The sequence below is a fragment of the Streptomyces sp. NPDC046805 genome, assembly GCF_040645355.1.
In the GTDB taxonomy this organism is placed as follows: domain Bacteria; phylum Actinomycetota; class Actinomycetes; order Streptomycetales; family Streptomycetaceae; genus Streptomyces.
The window spans coordinates 36,664-53,028 of sequence record NZ_JBEYYC010000033.1 but is presented as its reverse complement, the minus strand read 5'-3'; the positions used below and the strand labels follow the sequence as shown (position 1 = coordinate 53,028).

The 16,365-nt window shown below is 67.2% G+C and carries 20 protein-coding genes; 4 read left to right on the top strand and 16 right to left on the bottom strand.

Annotated elements, in window-relative coordinates:
* Positions 1–338: 338 nt before the first annotated feature.
* From ABZ910_RS29540 to ABZ910_RS29515, 6 genes are all read right to left on the bottom strand, one after another.
* A complete protein-coding gene (locus tag ABZ910_RS29540) occupies positions 339–1,760 on the bottom strand; it encodes a hypothetical protein (protein WP_361370734.1) in 1,422 nt (473 codons plus the stop codon).
* A gap of 193 nt (positions 1,761–1,953) precedes the next feature.
* Positions 1,954–2,817 carry an LLM class flavin-dependent oxidoreductase gene (locus ABZ910_RS29535; RefSeq protein WP_361370731.1) on the bottom strand — a complete coding sequence of 288 codons (864 nt, stop codon included), beginning with the start codon at positions 2,815–2,817 and terminating at the stop codon, positions 1,954–1,956.
* A gap of 376 nt (positions 2,818–3,193) precedes the next feature.
* Positions 3,194–3,982: a peptidoglycan-binding protein gene (locus tag ABZ910_RS29530; RefSeq protein WP_361370728.1), complete on the bottom strand. Its 789-nt coding sequence runs from the start codon at positions 3,980–3,982 to the stop codon at positions 3,194–3,196.
* The gene (locus tag ABZ910_RS29525; RefSeq protein ID WP_361370725.1) at positions 3,979–4,734 is read right to left on the bottom strand and encodes a peptidoglycan-binding protein; all 756 of its coding nucleotides are present in this window, start codon (positions 4,732–4,734) and stop codon (positions 3,979–3,981) included. The genes ABZ910_RS29530 and ABZ910_RS29525 overlap by 4 nt, the downstream gene beginning before the upstream one ends.
* A 424-nt stretch (positions 4,735–5,158) precedes the next feature.
* Positions 5,159–5,281, bottom strand: a complete 123-nt coding sequence (locus tag ABZ910_RS29520; protein ID WP_361370722.1) for a hypothetical protein — start codon at positions 5,279–5,281, stop codon at positions 5,159–5,161.
* Positions 5,282–5,341: 60 nt separating this feature from the next.
* The gene (locus ABZ910_RS29515) at positions 5,342–5,899 is read right to left on the bottom strand and encodes a DUF3291 domain-containing protein (protein ID WP_361370719.1); all 558 of its coding nucleotides are present in this window, start codon (positions 5,897–5,899) and stop codon (positions 5,342–5,344) included.
* Positions 5,900–6,341: 442 nt separating this feature from the next.
* Between ABZ910_RS29515 and ABZ910_RS29510 the strand changes: the two genes are divergently transcribed.
* On the top strand, positions 6,342–6,719 hold the full coding sequence (locus ABZ910_RS29510; RefSeq protein WP_361370717.1) for a VOC family protein: 378 nt from the start codon (positions 6,342–6,344) through the stop codon (positions 6,717–6,719).
* Between the two features lie 433 nt (positions 6,720–7,152).
* On the opposite strand, the gene infA is transcribed toward ABZ910_RS29510, so the two are convergent.
* The 8 genes from infA to ABZ910_RS29470 all read right to left on the bottom strand — a co-directional run bounded on the left by infA (position 7,153) and on the right by ABZ910_RS29470 (position 11,742).
* The gene (infA, locus tag ABZ910_RS29505; protein WP_010981942.1) at positions 7,153–7,377 is read right to left on the bottom strand and encodes a translation initiation factor IF-1; all 225 of its coding nucleotides are present in this window, start codon (positions 7,375–7,377) and stop codon (positions 7,153–7,155) included.
* Positions 7,374–8,165, bottom strand: a complete 792-nt coding sequence (locus ABZ910_RS29500; protein WP_361370714.1) for a GNAT family N-acetyltransferase — start codon at positions 8,163–8,165, stop codon at positions 7,374–7,376. Before ABZ910_RS29500 ends, infA begins: the two co-directional genes overlap by 4 nt.
* 1,118 nt (positions 8,166–9,283) lie before the next feature.
* Positions 9,284–9,661 (bottom strand): fic family toxin-antitoxin system, toxin component, encoded by a 378-nt coding sequence (locus ABZ910_RS29495; RefSeq protein WP_361370711.1) that lies wholly within the window; start codon positions 9,659–9,661, stop codon positions 9,284–9,286.
* Positions 9,661–9,900: a hypothetical protein gene (locus ABZ910_RS29490; protein ID WP_361370708.1), complete on the bottom strand. Its 240-nt coding sequence runs from the start codon at positions 9,898–9,900 to the stop codon at positions 9,661–9,663. The genes ABZ910_RS29495 and ABZ910_RS29490 overlap by 1 nt, the downstream gene beginning before the upstream one ends.
* Positions 9,901–10,237: 337 nt before the next feature.
* Positions 10,238–10,417, bottom strand: a complete 180-nt coding sequence (locus ABZ910_RS29485; protein WP_361370705.1) for a hypothetical protein — start codon at positions 10,415–10,417, stop codon at positions 10,238–10,240.
* Between the two features lie 14 nt (positions 10,418–10,431).
* Positions 10,432–10,797: a hypothetical protein gene (locus tag ABZ910_RS29480; protein ID WP_361370702.1), complete on the bottom strand. Its 366-nt coding sequence runs from the start codon at positions 10,795–10,797 to the stop codon at positions 10,432–10,434.
* Positions 10,798–10,920: 123 nt separating this feature from the next.
* A complete protein-coding gene (locus tag ABZ910_RS29475; protein ID WP_361370699.1) occupies positions 10,921–11,055 on the bottom strand; it encodes a hypothetical protein in 135 nt (44 codons plus the stop codon).
* A gap of 321 nt (positions 11,056–11,376) precedes the next feature.
* Positions 11,377–11,742: a BBE domain-containing protein gene (locus tag ABZ910_RS29470; RefSeq protein ID WP_361370696.1), complete on the bottom strand. Its 366-nt coding sequence runs from the start codon at positions 11,740–11,742 to the stop codon at positions 11,377–11,379.
* Positions 11,743–12,031: 289 nt separating this feature from the next.
* Here ABZ910_RS29470 and ABZ910_RS29465 point away from each other — a divergent pair, with 289 nt between their 5' ends.
* Together ABZ910_RS29465 and gcvH are read left to right on the top strand one after the other, a co-directional pair.
* A complete protein-coding gene (locus tag ABZ910_RS29465; protein WP_361370693.1) occupies positions 12,032–12,451 on the top strand; it encodes a helix-turn-helix domain-containing protein in 420 nt (139 codons plus the stop codon).
* Between the two features lie 526 nt (positions 12,452–12,977).
* The gene (gene gcvH / locus ABZ910_RS29460) at positions 12,978–13,379 is read left to right on the top strand and encodes a glycine cleavage system protein GcvH (RefSeq protein WP_361370690.1); all 402 of its coding nucleotides are present in this window, start codon (positions 12,978–12,980) and stop codon (positions 13,377–13,379) included.
* 87 nt (positions 13,380–13,466) lie between these two features.
* On the opposite strand, the gene ABZ910_RS29455 is transcribed toward gcvH, so the two are convergent.
* Positions 13,467–14,399 (bottom strand): 2-dehydropantoate 2-reductase, encoded by a 933-nt coding sequence (locus tag ABZ910_RS29455; protein WP_361370845.1) that lies wholly within the window; start codon positions 14,397–14,399, stop codon positions 13,467–13,469.
* Between the two features lie 64 nt (positions 14,400–14,463).
* Positions 14,464–15,666, bottom strand: coding sequence for an MFS transporter (locus tag ABZ910_RS29450; RefSeq protein WP_361370687.1), 1,203 nt, complete (start codon positions 15,664–15,666; stop codon positions 14,464–14,466).
* 43 nt (positions 15,667–15,709) lie between these two features.
* On the opposite strand from ABZ910_RS29450, the gene ABZ910_RS29445 reads away from it, so the two are divergent.
* Positions 15,710–16,342 carry a CGNR zinc finger domain-containing protein gene (locus tag ABZ910_RS29445; RefSeq protein WP_361370684.1) on the top strand — a complete coding sequence of 211 codons (633 nt, stop codon included), beginning with the start codon at positions 15,710–15,712 and terminating at the stop codon, positions 16,340–16,342.
* Positions 16,343–16,365: the final 23 nt, after the last annotated feature.

The following is a 16,365-nucleotide window of genomic DNA, read 5'->3' as shown; positions in this document are numbered from 1 at the left end:
GCAGTGCGGGCCATCTCCCCGACCGTCAGCTTGCCCTGGGGCAGGCCGTAGCGGTCGGCCGAAGGAGGCGATCATCCGATCGGTCACGGTGTCGCAGGGCAGCCCGATCCTGCCTCCCGGCCGCGGCGACGCGCTCCAAGCTGTGGCGCGCGATCCGCCTGTTGGTGGTCGTCTCGCGCAACGGGTGCGGTCCGTTGGCGTCTTCCCAGTCGGCGTAGCGGTCCACGGTGGTGGGTGTCAGTGGTTCGGCACGTGGTGCTCGGCCTCACCGCGCCGCTTGAACTCGTGGAGCACGTCGGAGGGGAAGCGTACTGATCCCCCTGCGCCTCAAGGCGTACTCAACTGTCCACCCCGGCCTCCCACTTGCGCTGGCGCAACACGTAGTCGCTGAAGAGGTGCCGGCTCCGGTCGAGCAGTTCGCCCACCTCCGCGTCGCAGCGCCGCACGTCCGCCGACGGATGCCAGCGCTGCACGGATTGCCCCGCCCAGGTGCGCAGCTTGGCATCTTGGTCCTCCAACAGACCGACCGCGGCCCGTAGCCCCACGATGCCGCCGCGCGCGTCGAGCAGCCGGAATGCGCCGATGCGGACGTGCCGTGGACGTTCGGAGCTGGTGCGCTCCAGTAGCCAGTCGGCGGGCAGTTCCTTTGCCGAGGGCAGCAGAGCGACGGCCGTCTCGCGGACGACACCGGCGGCAGGGTCGTCGAGGAGCGGCCGCAACTGCTTCGCATCTACGCAGTCCAGTGTCCGCAGACCTGCCACCGCCCGCGCCCGCACCCGGGCGGCCGGGTGCGCGAGCAGCGGCCACAGCAGCCCGGCATCCGCGCGGTTCCCGCACTCGGCCAGCCCGATGACCGCACCGGGCATCAACTCGGGGGCGTCCGGTGCCGTGCACCGCTCCCGATACCAGGCCACTGGATCACCTCCCTGCTGGCGTACGACATACCGGGCGCAAGCGCGCACGAGCGCGGAGCGGTCGCTGAGAAACGGCTCCGCCTGCTCTGACCGCCCCGCCCGCCGCAGCCCGGTGACGCCGGCCGAGCGGGTACGCGGGTTGCGCGCGGACAGCAGTGGAAGCAGCACATCCCCGTACGCCTCCTCATCCCCCAGAGTCGTGAGCGCCGCTGTGGCGCACAGGTCCTGGACCACGGTGTCCTCGTCCCGGGCGGCTGCGCGAGCCAGCTCAGCGGGACGGAGCAGCCGGCTCTCGACGGCCAGCCGATACGCGAATCGCCGGACGATGCGGTCGGGGTCAGCGAAGAGAGCAACGAGCTGGCCGTGGGATGCCCGGCGCAGGATCTGACCGAGCACATCGACGCCGAAGGCACCTCTGTCGCGGCGGCCGACGCGGAGGATGAGCGGCGCGAGGTCGGGGGCAGAGTCCGCATCCAGGGCCTCGCACAGCAGCTGCCGGGCGTGCTCGCGCACTGGGGCGGCCCAATCGGCGCAGCGGATCGCGACCAACGGCAGCAGAGCGGGGTATCGGGCCGCCTGGCGCACCGCCTCCTGACGGATCCGCCCGTTGCGGTGGCAGAGGGCGAGTGCGAGCCGAGACTCGCCGAGCTGAGTCAGGTCGGCGGGCAGCGGGGCGGATTGTTCCCACTCCGGCAGGAACTGCGGGCGATACCAGGCCACTTCACGCGCTCCTGCGTCCAGGGCGAGCCAGTCACTGGGGTCGGCGACATCAAGCGTGCTCCGAAGCGGCGCACCTCCCGCGAGCCGCATCGCTGCCGCTGTCCCGTCCTCGATGTCCTCAAGCATTCCCGCCCCCTCCAGCAGCCGTACCGGGTGATCGTAGGGTGCGGGGTTGGCGCAGGGCGCGCGAAATATGGCCCGTGACCGCCGACAAAGCGCTCAGTCAGCCGGAGACGAGGCGCTTGCCGGCCCCAGCACCGGCCCAACAAGCGTCCCCAGAGCCCCGGCCGACAAGCCACGCGCACCCTCGAACGGCTCATCAGACCACCGGCGGCCCTGCCTCGATGCGGTGCAGTACGGGAGCCAGGCGGTCCAGGTCGGGGCCGGTCTGGACCTGTCGTTCGTCCCACCAGGTGGCGCCGGCGTCGTGCAGCGGACCGATCACATCCTTGGCCTTGGCCGCGTCCGGGGGTGTGGCACCGCCGAGCACGAACTCGAAGGGGCGTTCGGACCCGGCCGTCCGGTGTTTGCGCACATAGCCGACCAGATCCCGTACCTCTGCCACATCCGGCACATGACCATGCCGGGCCGTCTCGAAGAGCGGCACCGCGCCGTCCCACCGCGCTGCCCGTCGCATGGGCATGCGACGCGGCCAGAACCCTCCGATCCACACCGAGGGGCCGGGCCGCTGCACGGTGGCGGGCAGCAGTGTCACGTCCCGGACCTCGTAGTGCCGGCCGTGGTGGTTCACCGGCTCGCCGGACCAGAAGCGCCTCAACAGCTCCAGTCCCTCGTCCAACCGCTCGGCGAGGAGACGTGGCTCGGCGGCGTCGCCGAAGCTACGGTATTCGTCCTCGATCGGACCGCCCAGACCTGCTGCAAAGATCACCCGGCCGCCGCTGAGGTGGTCCAAGGTGGCCACCTGGCGGGCGAGTTGCTGCGGACGGTAACGGGGAACCGGCGTCAGCAGGGTGCCCAGTCGGATCCGGGAGGTCGCCAGCGCGGCCGCGGTCAGCAGCATCCAGGGGTCTCCGAAGGGGCGCCCCTGGTGTTGTCGATGCAGTACGTGGTCCCAGACGAAGAGCCCGTCCCAGCCGGCCTGTTCGGCGGCAGCCGCCACGGTCGCCACGTTACGAGGGTCCGCGAAGCCACCGAAGTTGGGGATGTTGATGGAGAAGCGCATCCCAGCAGGATGCGCAGCTGACCGCGAAGAGGCAATCGGATTCCCAACGAGCTCGTGCATGGTTGGCGGCGAAGTGCGATGAGCTCTTGATCGCCGATCACGGTGGCGTAATGGGGAACGTGAACCGTGCGGCAATCATCAGCGACCGGCGGATCACGGATCTGTCGGCCGATGTGATCGCTGAACTCGTGTCCGGAGTAGGCCCGTTGCGGCAGGAACGGCACCAGGCCTGCTTGTGTCGGCCGCGGAAGCGAGCCGTGGGCGCCGGTGCGAAGCGGCTGGTGTTCGTCGACCGGCTCCTGGCCACGCTCGTCCATCCGGCAAGAGACCCGGCGCCTCCCAAACTCCTGCTCGATAAAGCCATCAGCGAGGACGGTCAGACGTTGGGGACCTGCAGCTCGTCCCAACTGGTCTTGCCGGGGATGCCGTTGGCATCGTCACCTTCGAAGCCGAGCTTCCGCTGCCAGGCAGCGAAGGACTTCACATCGCCCGGGCCCCATACGTCGGCGTCGGCGCTCGACTGGTACCGGTTGCAGCCTTCGGCGACGAGCCGAGCGTGCATTGCGGCGATGATCGGCGATTTCCGTCCGGTATGGAAGAACGACGCACCAGGGAACGGCTCGGTGTCCGGCCCGGGGACGGGGTGCGAATCCTTGAAGTGGTCGTACGCCTCCTGAGCCGCCGCGAGGACCTTGTCGTAGATCCCTTCCATGTACGGGCCGGCGCAGTCGGTCGAGGACCAGTGGTGGTGGTAGAAGAGATTGCTCTTGCTGGGGCGTTCGCCGATCACCTTGGCGAAGTGCCAGCCAGCGAGACGTGCAGCGTTCTTCCAGGTGGCCTCGGCGACCGTCCAGCCGGGCGCGAGCGTTTCGTTCGCCATTTCGATGCTGATCGAGCTCTGGTTGCCAGCCCTGTTGCCGACGGCCCAGGCGTACTCGTTCACCTTGACGTACTGGGCGACGGCACCGGCGGCGTCCACGTCGAAGTGGGCCGAAGCTGGACGCGTCTTCCAGACGTTGAGCAAACCCTGGTGCGAAAACCGGCCGGCGTTGTGGTGCAGCGTGACCGACGTCTTCCTGTAGGGCGTGTGGGTGACGTGGCGCGTCGCACTCAGCTCGTCGATGAGGTTCGAGACGGTACGGTCGTATGCGATGGTTGCAGTCACTTGGGTGCCTCCGCGTCGTTCTCGACGCCGTCCTCGGCGAAGGCGACGAAGTCGCTCTCCGGAAGGTCATCGAGGTTGTCGGTGCCGGGGCCATCGCCGGTGCCTGTCTTCTCGAGAGCCGCCTTTACGTCCTCGTCGTCGAAGTTCTTGGGGACCTGCAGCGCGTCCCAACTGGTCTTGCCGGGGACGCCATTGGCATCGTCACCTTCGAAGCCGAGCTTCCGCTGCCAGGCGGCGAAGGACTTCACATCGCCCGGGCCCCATACGTCGGCGCCGGCGCTCGACTGGTACCGGTTGCAGCCTTCGGCGACGAGCCGATGATGCATTGCGGCGATGACCGGCGATTTCCGTCCGGTATGGAAGAACGACGCACCAGGGAACGGCTCGAAGTTGGTGGGGCCGGCGGGCCCGCCATCCATGTACTGCTTGTAGGCCCCGCTCACGAACGTGGACCATTGTTTCCAGTTGTGTGCGAACTTGATGGCCTTTGCCGTCTTGGCGTTGTAGAGCGGGTCCTTGAGCTTTCCCTCAATCCTGAGCGTGTCCGGTGGGGAGAACTGCCCTGGATGCTTGAGGGAGCGTATCTGGAAGAGGCCGATGGACGGCCCCCACTTGTGGTCGACCAGACCCTGGTCTCCGACGGCGCCTGGGTCGCCTTTGGACTCTGCCATGGCGACGGCCGCCGCGATTTTGATGTCATTGCCGGTGAACCCTGCCTGTGTGGCGAGGGCGCGCAGCTCGGTCAGGCTCATTCTCATTTTCCGACACCCCTCTAACTTGCTGATCAGAAGCCATGCCCACATGGCGCATCAAGGTGCTGGATCGAGGAACGGGAATTGGCCGGAATTCTCGATCCGGGAGGAGATATTGCCGAAATGTGATAAGTGTGCCTGTGGGTAAGGGATGACCCTAATTGACACGCATGCACATCAGGAGATCACGGATCCTCTTAGCCGCGCCTTCGTCATGCGAGGCGGCTTGCGAAGCGTGAAAGATCACTTATTGCCAGCATATGACAACGTCAGGGATCGGGCAAACAGAGCGCTAACGAGCTCATGCACAATAGACGGTGAGACGCCGGGGACTTCGGTGGGGCTCGGTGTTCACATTTGCCGTGCCGATGCCAGGCCGACGGTCTGCTGATGAGACAGCAGGCCTAGCGCGTTCTTCTTGAACTCACGGTGCGGGGGTGCCGGCGAAGCCGCTGGTGGGCAGGATGGCGTCTTGGTACTCATCAGTGCTCGCGAGGTAGAGGGCGAAGCCCCAGGTACTGGCGGATCCGCCGTAGCGCAGACGCATCTGTTCGCCGTCATTCAATCGAGTCGTCTGACAGCGAACCCAGTCGTTCAGGCTTCCTTGTCAGCGAACCTGGTCGCTCTTCGGCCCGATGCCTTTGATCCTGGTCGGAGTTCCCTCCGGGGCGAACGAGTCGTGGAAGGTGAAGGCGTGCGGCGCGGAGCCGTGGTCGTGGAGGTGCTCCAGCCTGGAAACCCCGTCCCGCCAGGTGGGTATCACGCCGTCGGAGAGCCACCAGAACACGTAATTTGGGTGTCCTGTCCTTTCGAACCAGTCGTAACGCCTGTTCAGCGCCTCACGGTGCAGACCGGTGTAGACCGCGTCGAAGGCGGGGCGCAGGTCGGTCCAGAGTGAGAGGGTCGCGGCCAGGGCGGTGGTTTCCACCGTATGGCCCTTGCCGTACCAGGTCGGTACGGCGAACTCTCCCCATGCACCCCAGTCCGCCTCGAAGAGCGCGCCCCGGTCACCGTCTGCCGCTTCAGCATGCGCGAGGTACCCGGGGTGCTGGCTGATCTTCCGGTAGACGGCCTCACCAATGTCGTAGAACTCGCGCGTGAGAGGTGCGGGATCGGCGAGAAGTGACTTCAAGACGCCGAATGTGTACAGAGCAAGATGGGGCATGCGTCTCTCCCTGGTTGGGGGCGCCTGGTGTGGACCCGGTTCGGTGGCTTACGCATAGGGGCGAGGATTCGTGGGGCGTGACCAACTCATCCCGTCGCGGGTGGCTCAGCCTGAAGGAACTCCTGTGCGACCGTGGGCGATCGCCGAAGACCAGGTGAAGGTAGCTGCCTCTGCGGGCCATGTCGAAGTTGCGGTTTCCCTGTCCAAGTGGCCTCTTGCACCAAAGTCGAGACACTCGTCCGTGTCCAGGCAGAAGGTTCCATACGGGTTGGCATTCGGCCAGAACAGGACGGTCAGCCCGCACCGGTCCTCGTCGGTGAGGTTCTGACCTGGGATGCCTACGCCTGGGCGGACCGTGTAGGTGGTCGGTTTCTCACTCAGCCGTAGGCAGCCGTCTCTAGGATGTGCATCAGGGAAGTCCACCGATCGTCCCGGAGGCGTCATGCCCTTGCAGATGAAGTTGAGCGCGATAACCCTCGACTGCCCGGATCCGCTGGCTTTGGCGGCGTTCTATCAGCAGGCCACCGGTCTGGAACTCCATCCCAAGTCGAATGCTGACTTCGCCGGTCTCGACTGTGCGGACGCAGTCTTCATCGGCTTTCAACGGGTCGAGGGCTACAGGGCTCCCCGCTGGCCTGAACAGACCGTTCCTCAGCAGCTACACATGTGCTTCAAGGTCGAGCAGGACTTGGACGACGTCGCGGCCCGGCTGCTGGAGTTGGGTGCGGGCACACCAGATCATCAGCCTCACGGGGCCAGGGCGCGTGTTCTCACCGATCCGATCGGGCACCCCTTTTGCATCGTCGAGAAGGGTGATTGAGGAGTTCACAACGACAGTGGGCTCCAGCCATGCATGCCTACGAGCTCGTAACACGATCTTGTTGAACGGCCCTGTTCGTTCGTGTCCGGTGTGACGATTCGACCGTTCGGGATGGTGTGACTCCCCGGCCGTGGATGGTGGACGATGACCTGTGGCGCTGATCGAGCCGCTACTGCCGCCCTGGCCCGAGAAGGCTTCTGGCCCGCGGCCGGTGCCGGACCGGCTGTGCCTGCAGGACATCCCGTACGTACTGCACAACGACATCGCCTGACAACTACTGCCCCTGGAGCTAGGGTCCGGCTCGGGCCAGACCTGCTGGCGGCGGCTGGAGCGGTGGCCTCCGCGGCCGTGCGAGCCATCATCGGGGCCCCGGTCACGCAAACGCCGTGACCGGAGCCCCAGGATCAGCTACCGCGAAAGGCGCCAACCACCACTAGTTCCGGTACCGGAACACGATCCGGCCGCGCGTCAGGTCGTACGGCGGGAGCTCCACCAGCACCCGGTCTTCCAGCATGATCTTGATGTAGTTCTTGCGGATCTTCCCGCTGATGTGCGCGAGCACCTGGTGGCCGTTCTCGAGCTCCACGGTGAACATGGCGCTGCGCAGGCACTCGACGACCTTGCCCTCGACTTCGATGACGTTCTTGTTCTTCGTCATCGCACCAGCTCCAGGTTGCTGCTCATCGGCCGGGCACCGATGCCCTCGAACAGCGCCGAGGCTGCTTGGTTGGACTCGTGCACTTCGGTCCAGGCCGCGGCGAACCCGGAGCGGTGCAGCGTCCCGAGCGTGTGGGCCAGCAGCGCCCGCGCGATGCCGCGGCGCTGCTCGCCGGCCCGGACCGCGACCAGCCCGATGCGCGGCCGGTTCACCGTCACCACCCGGATCAGACCCAGGTAGCGGTCCGGCGCCGCGGCCACCGCGTACTTCGACGGGTCGACGATGGTGTCGCCTTCGGGGCGGGGAATTACCTCCGCGGGCATCGACTGCCACCCGACGGTCGCCTCGACTTCATCACGGATCGCGCGGTCCACCGCCCGCAGCAGACTCTCGTCCGCCTGACCGGCGGGCACGATCGTCACGCCCGAAGGCGGCAGGACTGCATCGAGCCCTGTGACCCGCGGGTCGGTCGGCACGACGTACTCCCACTCGCGGCGCCGGATCGTGAAACCGGCCCGCCGCCAGCCGGCCGTCAGCTCGACGTCGGCTTCGTCGACCACCGTGTACAGCGGCGCTGGCAGTTCCGTCAGCATCGCCTTGGCGAGCCGGTCGAAGATAGCGTCGTGCCAGGCGTCGATGCTGACGAACAAGCGTCCGTCGGGCCGGTGCTCCGCATGCCCGCGGCCGACCACCAAGTCGTCATCCAGTGCATGCCATTGCCTGTCCGCGACGCGCGTGATCAACACCGCGTTCTCGCTCAGGCCAGATGTGAAAGGCTTCGTGTTCATCGGAGTCTCCTTCCAGGAGTGCCTCGGTCTCAGGCGCTCCTGGCGACACCGAACGTCAGCCGCCGGACCGTGACGGGTTGAGGGAGCACCCATGGGTAACTGTGTTCACGGGTCTCACCTCCATACGACGACTTCACGGTCCACCACGACAGTAGCGGCGTGGCACCGCGTCGCTCAATTCCTTTTCCTATAGGTGGGCGGGTCAGGGTGTTCCGTTAGCGAACGCCGACGGCGACGCCCGGCGCGGGGAAACGGACCGAGGTCAGCGCTGTTCCGCAGGAGTGTTCCGGGCCAGGTTCCGATGACGGCTCCTTGCAGCTCGTCTTCGAACGGATCTTGACCAGCGCAGGAACGAGGCGAGCGCCGCCCCCTCGTTTCTTCAGTTCCTCGGTGGTGCCGGAAGCCGGTGGCGACCGGGTCGCCGCTCACCCATCCCCAACGGCTGTGGGAGAGGCCCGCGTAGCGGCCGGAGACAACCTCCCCGTACGCCCAGCACTGGCCCCCTGCTGTGACGCCCCAGCCGGTCACCCTGCCATGGTCGTCACGAGGCAAGAGCCAGGCGTGGAGGCTGGCCCGGCCTTCCGCCGAGCCCGCCCGGGACTTGCTTCGATGTCACCACCTGTCGTTTGTCTCCCACCAGCCGGGGGAACGCTCGGGTAGCTCCTGCGCGCCTTCGCCAAGATCGTCAAACCGGAGAAGATGGCCTGGATGTTCGACCACCACATCGACTGGGACGACGCCCGCGTCGCGTGACCGGCCGCGCTTGCGCCGTGCGCGCGGTGGTGTGCGGTGCGGCGCGCCGACGCCGTACGGTGTCGGCGCGAGCCGGCCGGTCAGGGCGTCGTACGGTCGATGTGACCGAGACCGCCGACGGAGTCCGCGCCCTGCGCAACGTCAATGCCCCCCGACGTCCGCGATTTGTTCGGTGCGTCCGCGAAGATCTGCACACCGCGTTCGGACAGCGGGCGCCAGGACGCCGACGCATCTACCGGAACGAACATCCCCATACGCGCGAGAAAGTCCGCCGTTTCCCGCCCTCGGTCGGCGCGGCCCGAAGCCGACCGGCAACCTGAGCGAGCGGTATTGCTCCCGGCGCAGCGGCGCTGGGTCTGAGGGGGTCAGGTGACGGTGGGCCAGGCCTGCAGCAGGGCGGCGATCTTCCCGGCGGTGCAGGCGGGGTCGAGGAGCAGGTCCTTGAGGGCGACGGCGTCCTCGCGGGCGGGCTTGACGGGAATTCCGGCGGCTTCCAGGTACATGACGCCGGTAGCGGCGGCAACGGCCAGGTTGGACCGCTCCAGCCAGCGGCACCGGCCCAGGGTGTGGATCAGGGCGGCGGCTTTGGCGTAGGGGCCGTCGTAGACGGGCTGCTCGAACAGCTCGGCCCGGTGGCGGGCGACCGCGGAGACGGGGACGCCGTAGTCGTCGGGGGCCGGATCGTTCACCCCGGCAGCCTCGGCGACCTGCAGGATCCAGGGAACGTCGATGTGCAGATCCATCAGGCCGCACGCGCTCCTCGAGGCGTCTGCTGGGCTTGTTCAGCCTCGTCGAAGACCGCCTGGTGTTCGGCCAGGAAGCGGGCGGCCGCGTCCACGGCTCGTGCGCGCAGGCCGCTGGCATCGTCCTGGACCAGCCTGGCGAGGTAGTCCCCAATGCTCAGTCCGAGGTCTGCGGCGCGCCTCTTCGCGAGTTCCGCGACGTCCTGATCCACGCGCGCACCCAGCTGTGTCTTCGCCATACCAGCATGGTAACAGCCGTTACCGCGATGTGGGAGGCGAAAGCAGGGAGCGGCGTCTGACACTGTCTGGCGCGTCGACGTTGTCGAAAATCAGCAGCCAGCGCACGTGGAGACAGCTCGTCGAAGACGAGCGCAGACCTCTCTCCGCTCCGGAAGTCCGGCGGACGATCCCCACGCGCGCGGGACGACACGGTGAACGCGCCACCACCCAAGCTCGGACGATCCCCGCGGGTACGAGGACGACGGCAACGGCGCTGCTCGACACTCTGGACTCGATCGAGCCCGCGGAACTGACCGTCGTCTCCACCGGAACCGCCAACCTGCCTGCGGTCGTGCTCTATCGTCGGCGGAAATTCATACCTGTCGGCGAGCGCCAGGTCGCGCCCAGCGTCACGATCATGCTGCTGGAACGCAAGAACGCATCAGCATCTAAGCCCATGCATAACTCTTGACGATTGCTCGTGAACTGCCAGTCCTCGATGATCTCTCTCCGTACTTTCTCGGGCGGTTCCTGCATGATCAAAGCTCCTTCTACGAGGCGCCGGCATGGACGTGGATCCTGCGGGGCTTGCTCAGGTGAGGAACGCGCAGTTTGAGCAGACGGGCGAGCCTGATGCGTTCTTCAGGGGTGGCCCAGGTCTGGCGACGGTCGAGGAGCCGTTCGGTGGTGGTGTTGAAAGCTGCCCCGATCTGCCGGGTGCGGGTGATGGCGCTGAGGTAGGAGTCCAGGTTCGCGTTTCCGGGGGTGCTGGTGGGATCCGTCGCCGTGCCTCCACTGGGAGTGGTGCCAAGGAAGGCTGCACCAAAGCTGGGCAGCGGGACACCACCGCCCTTCTCGTCCTGCACAAACTGCGCGCCGCAGTGCCCTCGAGCGCGCTGATCGTCGTGGAGCAGCAAGGGGCGTACCAGCTGCCGACGGCTGGTCAGACGCCCCCGGCCATTCAACCGATGCCGCCGCCGGAGCCTGACGCATAAAGCCGTTTCGATCGAGCAGCCACATCAGGACCTCAAGCAACGCGGTCAGAGGATGCTGCTGTGCAAGGCGCGGCGGTCGCCGGTCATCGCGTAGCGGCGGGCGGCAAGGTCGTGCTCGAGGTCCTCGCCGATCTGCTCGCACAGCGGCGCCAGGGCGTCGGCGACGGCGGTGTCGGACAAGTAGGCCGGGCGACTTCGACGTTAACGCCAGCCGGGATCATCGACGGGGCCGGGTGCCCGACGGACGCCACCCTGCACAGGTCACCGCGCACTGTGCCCTCCGCGGCCATCTGCTCGCGCCGCGGCCTGACCAGCAAACTGCATCTGGCCGTCGAGCAGAGCCAGAGACCGATGTCGATCGTCATCACGTCCGAACAGCACGGAGACTCCCCGCAGTTCGAGCCCATCCTCAAGGCGATCCGCGTGCCTCGCATCGGGCCGGCAGGCCGAACTTATCGGCCCGGACCGATGCGAGGCCAAGCTGCGGCGTTACGGCTCCCGTCACAGCGGCCAGGGACGGAAGACGGATTGCGGGTCGTAGCGCTCCTTGATCTCGTGCAGGCGCCGGGTGGTGTCCTCGGGGAATGCCAGTCGCGTGGTGGCCGGGGTTGGGCGTGTCTCGAAATTGGCGTACGCGCCGCTGAGCGAAGGGGCCAGTTGCGCCCAGGCGCGGTCGAGATGGCCAGTGTCAGTGCGGTGGAAGACTGTGCCGATGATGAGCTCGGGCTGCGTCCGGTTGGCGAACGCGGTCCTGTCGGCAGGGATATCGGCCATGGCGCCGCCAAGCGACCGGATCTGCATCATGATTCCCGACGCGGCCGCCGTCAGCACTGCGTTTTCGACATCCTCTGTGACGCGGTCGACCATGCCGTTGTGGGTGACCGCCTGTTGCTGGCCGACGTTCGGATGTTCCTGGGCACGAGGAAGTCCGGGCGGTAAGGGTGATCCTGGATGCCGATCAGGTCGAACCCCGCAGTCTCCGCTGCCCGGGCGGCGGCCACGATCTGTTCCGGCGGGCGACCCACCGGGTCCAGGTTCAGACCGAACCGGGGTGGCCCAATACGTGCAGACAATGCATACCTCCTAGCTGGGCTCCCAGTGTCGAAACGGGGGCGGCATGTTCGCACACCACAGGTAGGAGAGTTACTATTTGGAAGTGCCTCCTGAGCCCAAGAACGAAGACTTCGCCCGTATCGACGACGAGGCGTGCCGCAAGTTCATCGCCGGGATCGAACTGGCCGGCAAGCGATGGAGTGCCAGCATCCTCCTCGCGGCCGCCCGCGGAGCTGAGCGTTACAGCGAGTATCACCGGATGATTGAGGGGATCTCTCAGCGGCTGCTCGCGCAACGGCTCCGGGAGCTGACCGAGCATGAGCTGCTCCAGCGGGACGTCATACCGACCACCCCGGTGCAGGTGCGCTATACCCTCTCGGGCAGGGGCAGGGAGCTCCTTGCCAGCCTGGTGCCACTCATTCGATGGGGCCAGAAATGGGACCCGGAACCGCCTGCGAGGCGGAAGTCTGCGACGGCGGAGCCCGGCGCTGCCCGCTCAACGTCCGCTCAGGATCCCGGCTGAGGGGTTTTATGGCCTCCAGATTGCTTGTCCGGCACCCTGCTCGGCCCTGGCCATGAACGCCATCTGCGCGTACAGAGTGGCCCCATCCTCGTGAGCTCGAACTGGCCGCGCCGACCACCCAGTACGAGCATTGTTCCCGGATCGCGGCCTCGTGGAAGTGCAGCATCCCGGTGCGTGCAGAGACCATTTGATGCTGAGGGCTTCTCACCGTGAAGGAGTCCGCAGCACTTTTCGGTCCCCAAATTGGTGGCGTGGCCGGAGACGTCCTGACGCGGCCGATGCCCGACGCGTGCCATTCTGTTTCTGCAGAGACTCACCACCGCCCGCTCTCGGCACGCTCGACGCCGAAGGAGCGGCCGGGCTCAGCCTGTGTGCCGTCGCGGCACGGTGGTTGTCCACCGACGGGCCGGTGCACCGACCGAGCGACACCCACATCGGCGCGGTGACGGGCTGTGCAGGAGAGCGGGGCCAGTCGATCCCCCATCCCGGTCCGTCGCCATCTGTCAACAAGGAAAGGCGCGTACCCTTGTCCGAGATCCCCGATGAGCTGCGGTATACCTCCGAACATCTATGGGCCCGGGCCCAGGAGGGCGATCCCGTTATCGTCCGGGTCGGCATCACTGACTACGCCCAGGACCAACTCGGCGACGTCATCTCGGTGACTCTGCCGGCGGTCGGCACCGTTGTGGGGGCCGGTGAAACCTGCGCGGACGTCGAGTCGACCAAGAGTGTGTCCGACATCGACGCGCCAGTCCCGGGCACCATCTCCGCCACCAATACTGCCCTGGAGGAGGCTCCGGAGACCATCAACACCAGCCCCTATGGTGAGGGCTGGCTCTTCGAGATCAGCCTCGACCCGCGATCGGGCTCCGCCGCCCTCGAAAGGCTGCTGGACGCCGCCGGCTACTCCCGGCTGACCGGCGGCTGAGCACGATTGAGGTGTTGATCCGGCCATCCCGGAAAAGGAAGCCTTCTGCCCGAGGTTGCCGGATCCGCGGCTCCCCCGCTGTGTGGGTCAACGGTCCGGATGGGGCCGTCCCAGCTCGTAGGGGGCCAGGACATCAGCGATCGTCCGGTTCCGTGGTGTGGGGATCCCGAACTGGCGGCCAAGGCTGACGACACTGCCGCTGAGCCAGGGCAGTTCCAGGCGGTTTCCCTGCGTCAGATCGTTGTGCATCGAGGAGGTCATCGCGGCCGGCAGGGTGTCACAGAACGCCAGCCTCTCGTCGGCGAACTCCGGATCGAGCCTCACCCCGGCGGCACGGCCCACATGCACGGCCTCCGCCATCACGTCGCGCAGCAGTTCCCGTGAGTGAACGTCGGAGCGGATCACGCCGATGGGCTGACGTACGGCGGTGGTCATGGCCGAAAGCCCCACCAGGAAGACGAACTTCTCCCAGATGACCCGTTCGATGTCCGAGCTGAGTTCTGCCTCGATGCCGGAGGAGACGCACGCGTCGAGGAAGGCGTCGGCATGAGAGGTGTCCACGTCGCCGTAGGGGCCGAACACCATCTTCTGCAGTGTGCCGCGGTGGGAGACGATGCCCGGCTCCTCGATGGCGGCGGAGATGTAGCAGGCACCGCCCCACACCGCCTGCGCCGGCAGGTGCCGGCGCAGGACAGCGTCTTTGCGGACACCGTTCTGCAGGGAGATGACGCGCGTCCGTTCGTCCATGACATCGCGCAGCTGGGCCGCGACGTCCTCGGTGTCCCACAGTTTCACGGCGACGAGCACGATATCGGCGGGTTCGAGTTCCGCGATGGTCGCAACTACCGATGTCGCCGGGACCTTGAGGTCGCCGAGCGGACTGCGTACCAGCAGTCCGCGTTCCCGTATGGCCTCCAGATGGCGGCCCCGGGCGACGAAGGTGACCTCGTGGCCCGCTGCGGCAAGCCGGGCGCCGAAGTAGCCCCCGACGCCGCCTGCCCCCACGACGGCTATGCGCATGACGTGTTCCTTTCCCCTGCGGGTCATGGTGTGAATCGTGCCGGGGTCCTGGCAGGACCGTTCGTTACTCGCCTACTGGCGCAGCAGCGCTCCTTGCCGTCGACCTGCTGCAGGTTTCAGGAGCGCGTACCAGAGTTGTCGCAGGGATCAACGCGGCAACGACGCCCGCTGCGCAGACAAAGAGGACGGCGGCTGGCACCCAGCCCTTCACAGCGGTCACGAGGTAGGGGGCCCCGAATCCGAGGTACGTCAGGCAGTAGAACACTGCTGCAGCACCGGCGAGTTCGTGCGGCGCTGCAAGCGCCTCCACGCGGCTCAGCCCCGCCACCATCAGCATGCCGTAGCACGCGCCGAAAGCGATCGCCGCGGGGATGAGGACGACCGGGTCGTCCAGCCGGATGGCTGCGGCACCGAGCAGGAATCCCCCGACACCGGCCGCCAGCCCCGCATGGCGGCTCACATGGTGGCTGTGTATCGCCATCCGCCTCGCGAACGGCTGGACCGCGACACCGCTGGCCAGCGTCAGGCCGGCGATTCCGCCGCTGGCCGCGACGCTCGGACCGTGCGGCGGCACCAAACCCGGGAGAACGGCGAAACTCGTGGTCGCGGCTGCGAACACCAGCGGAGCCGTGGGCGCGACCTGGTAGCGGAATCCTTTGTGCCTGAAGATCATCCCCAGCCGCGGCGATCCGGCTTCATCGTCGCGGGATGCCCCTACGGCGCCGCCAGGCGCGTGCCACACCACCGCAGCCACGCCGGCCGTCAGGCCGATGTGGACCAGGTATGGCAGCACCTTGGGCGCCGCCAGCCACTGGGCCAGGGCCCCCGCCGCCAGGGGACCGCCCCCGAAGCCCGCCGACAGGGCGACTGCGGCCCGTCGGGCCCCGGCGCCGGGCCCGTCGTCCACCGACAGGTCCTTGACCCAGGCCGTTCCAGGTCCGAACCCGGCACCCGATGCAACGCCGGCCAGCAGCCGCCCGATCGCCAGGGCCCAGCCCCGGTCCCCTCCGGCCAGGAGGATCAGTGAAGCGGCGGCGGACACGACGAGGACCACCCGAATCGTTCTGAGCCGTCCGTATCGCCGGGCGACCGGCACGGCCAGCAGCAGCGTCGGGATGAGGCCGATCGCATAGGCCGCGAACGCCATGGTGACCACGGACTCCGAGACCGCTCCCCCGCGCCGGTAGACCAGCAGAAGCGGGGAGAACTGGTTGGCCCCCCAGCCCACGACGAACATCGCCAAGGCGACGCGCATCCACGGTTTCATCTCTGCGCCCCTTAGTAACCTTTTCCAGGGTTACTATAACCGCATGACCGAAAGAGTAAAGGACGGCCGCCGCACCCGGGTCACGGCACAACTCCGCGAACTGCGCTTCGACGCCGGATCCTTGTCGCTGAACCTCATCGCCACCACCGGGCGCCGTCCGAGTACGCCGATCGAGCGCATGGGCGACATCGACCGGCTCAGGGCCTGGTGCAAGGAGACGGGGCTCACCGTTCACCCGGATGAAGACTTGGTGGGGCTGCTCGACGCCCTCCACGAACTGCGGGCCTGCGCGTACGACGTCACGGCTGGATACCTCCATCGCCGCGCCCCCCAAGAGGATTCGGTGCGGCTCCTCAACCAACTGGCCCGGGTGAATCCGCCGGCCCCCCAGCTCGAGGCGGACGCCGATAGTCTTCCTGCCACAGCGGGCAGTCCAGGCCTATCGGCTCCCGCACTGCTCTCGCTGATCGCCCGGGACCTGATCACGCTGATCTCGGATCCGAAGCAACGACAGCAACTGCGCGAATGCGACTCCGAAATCTGCAGGATGATCTACCTCGACGCGGCCCAGGGAAGGCCCCGGAAATGGTGCTCGATGCAGCGCTGCGGAAACAGCACCAAGGCGGCCAGGCACCGCCGCCACCGCGAGAAGACCGGTGACCTCCCCATGGCCTGACCGGCAGTCAGCCCGTCACGGCG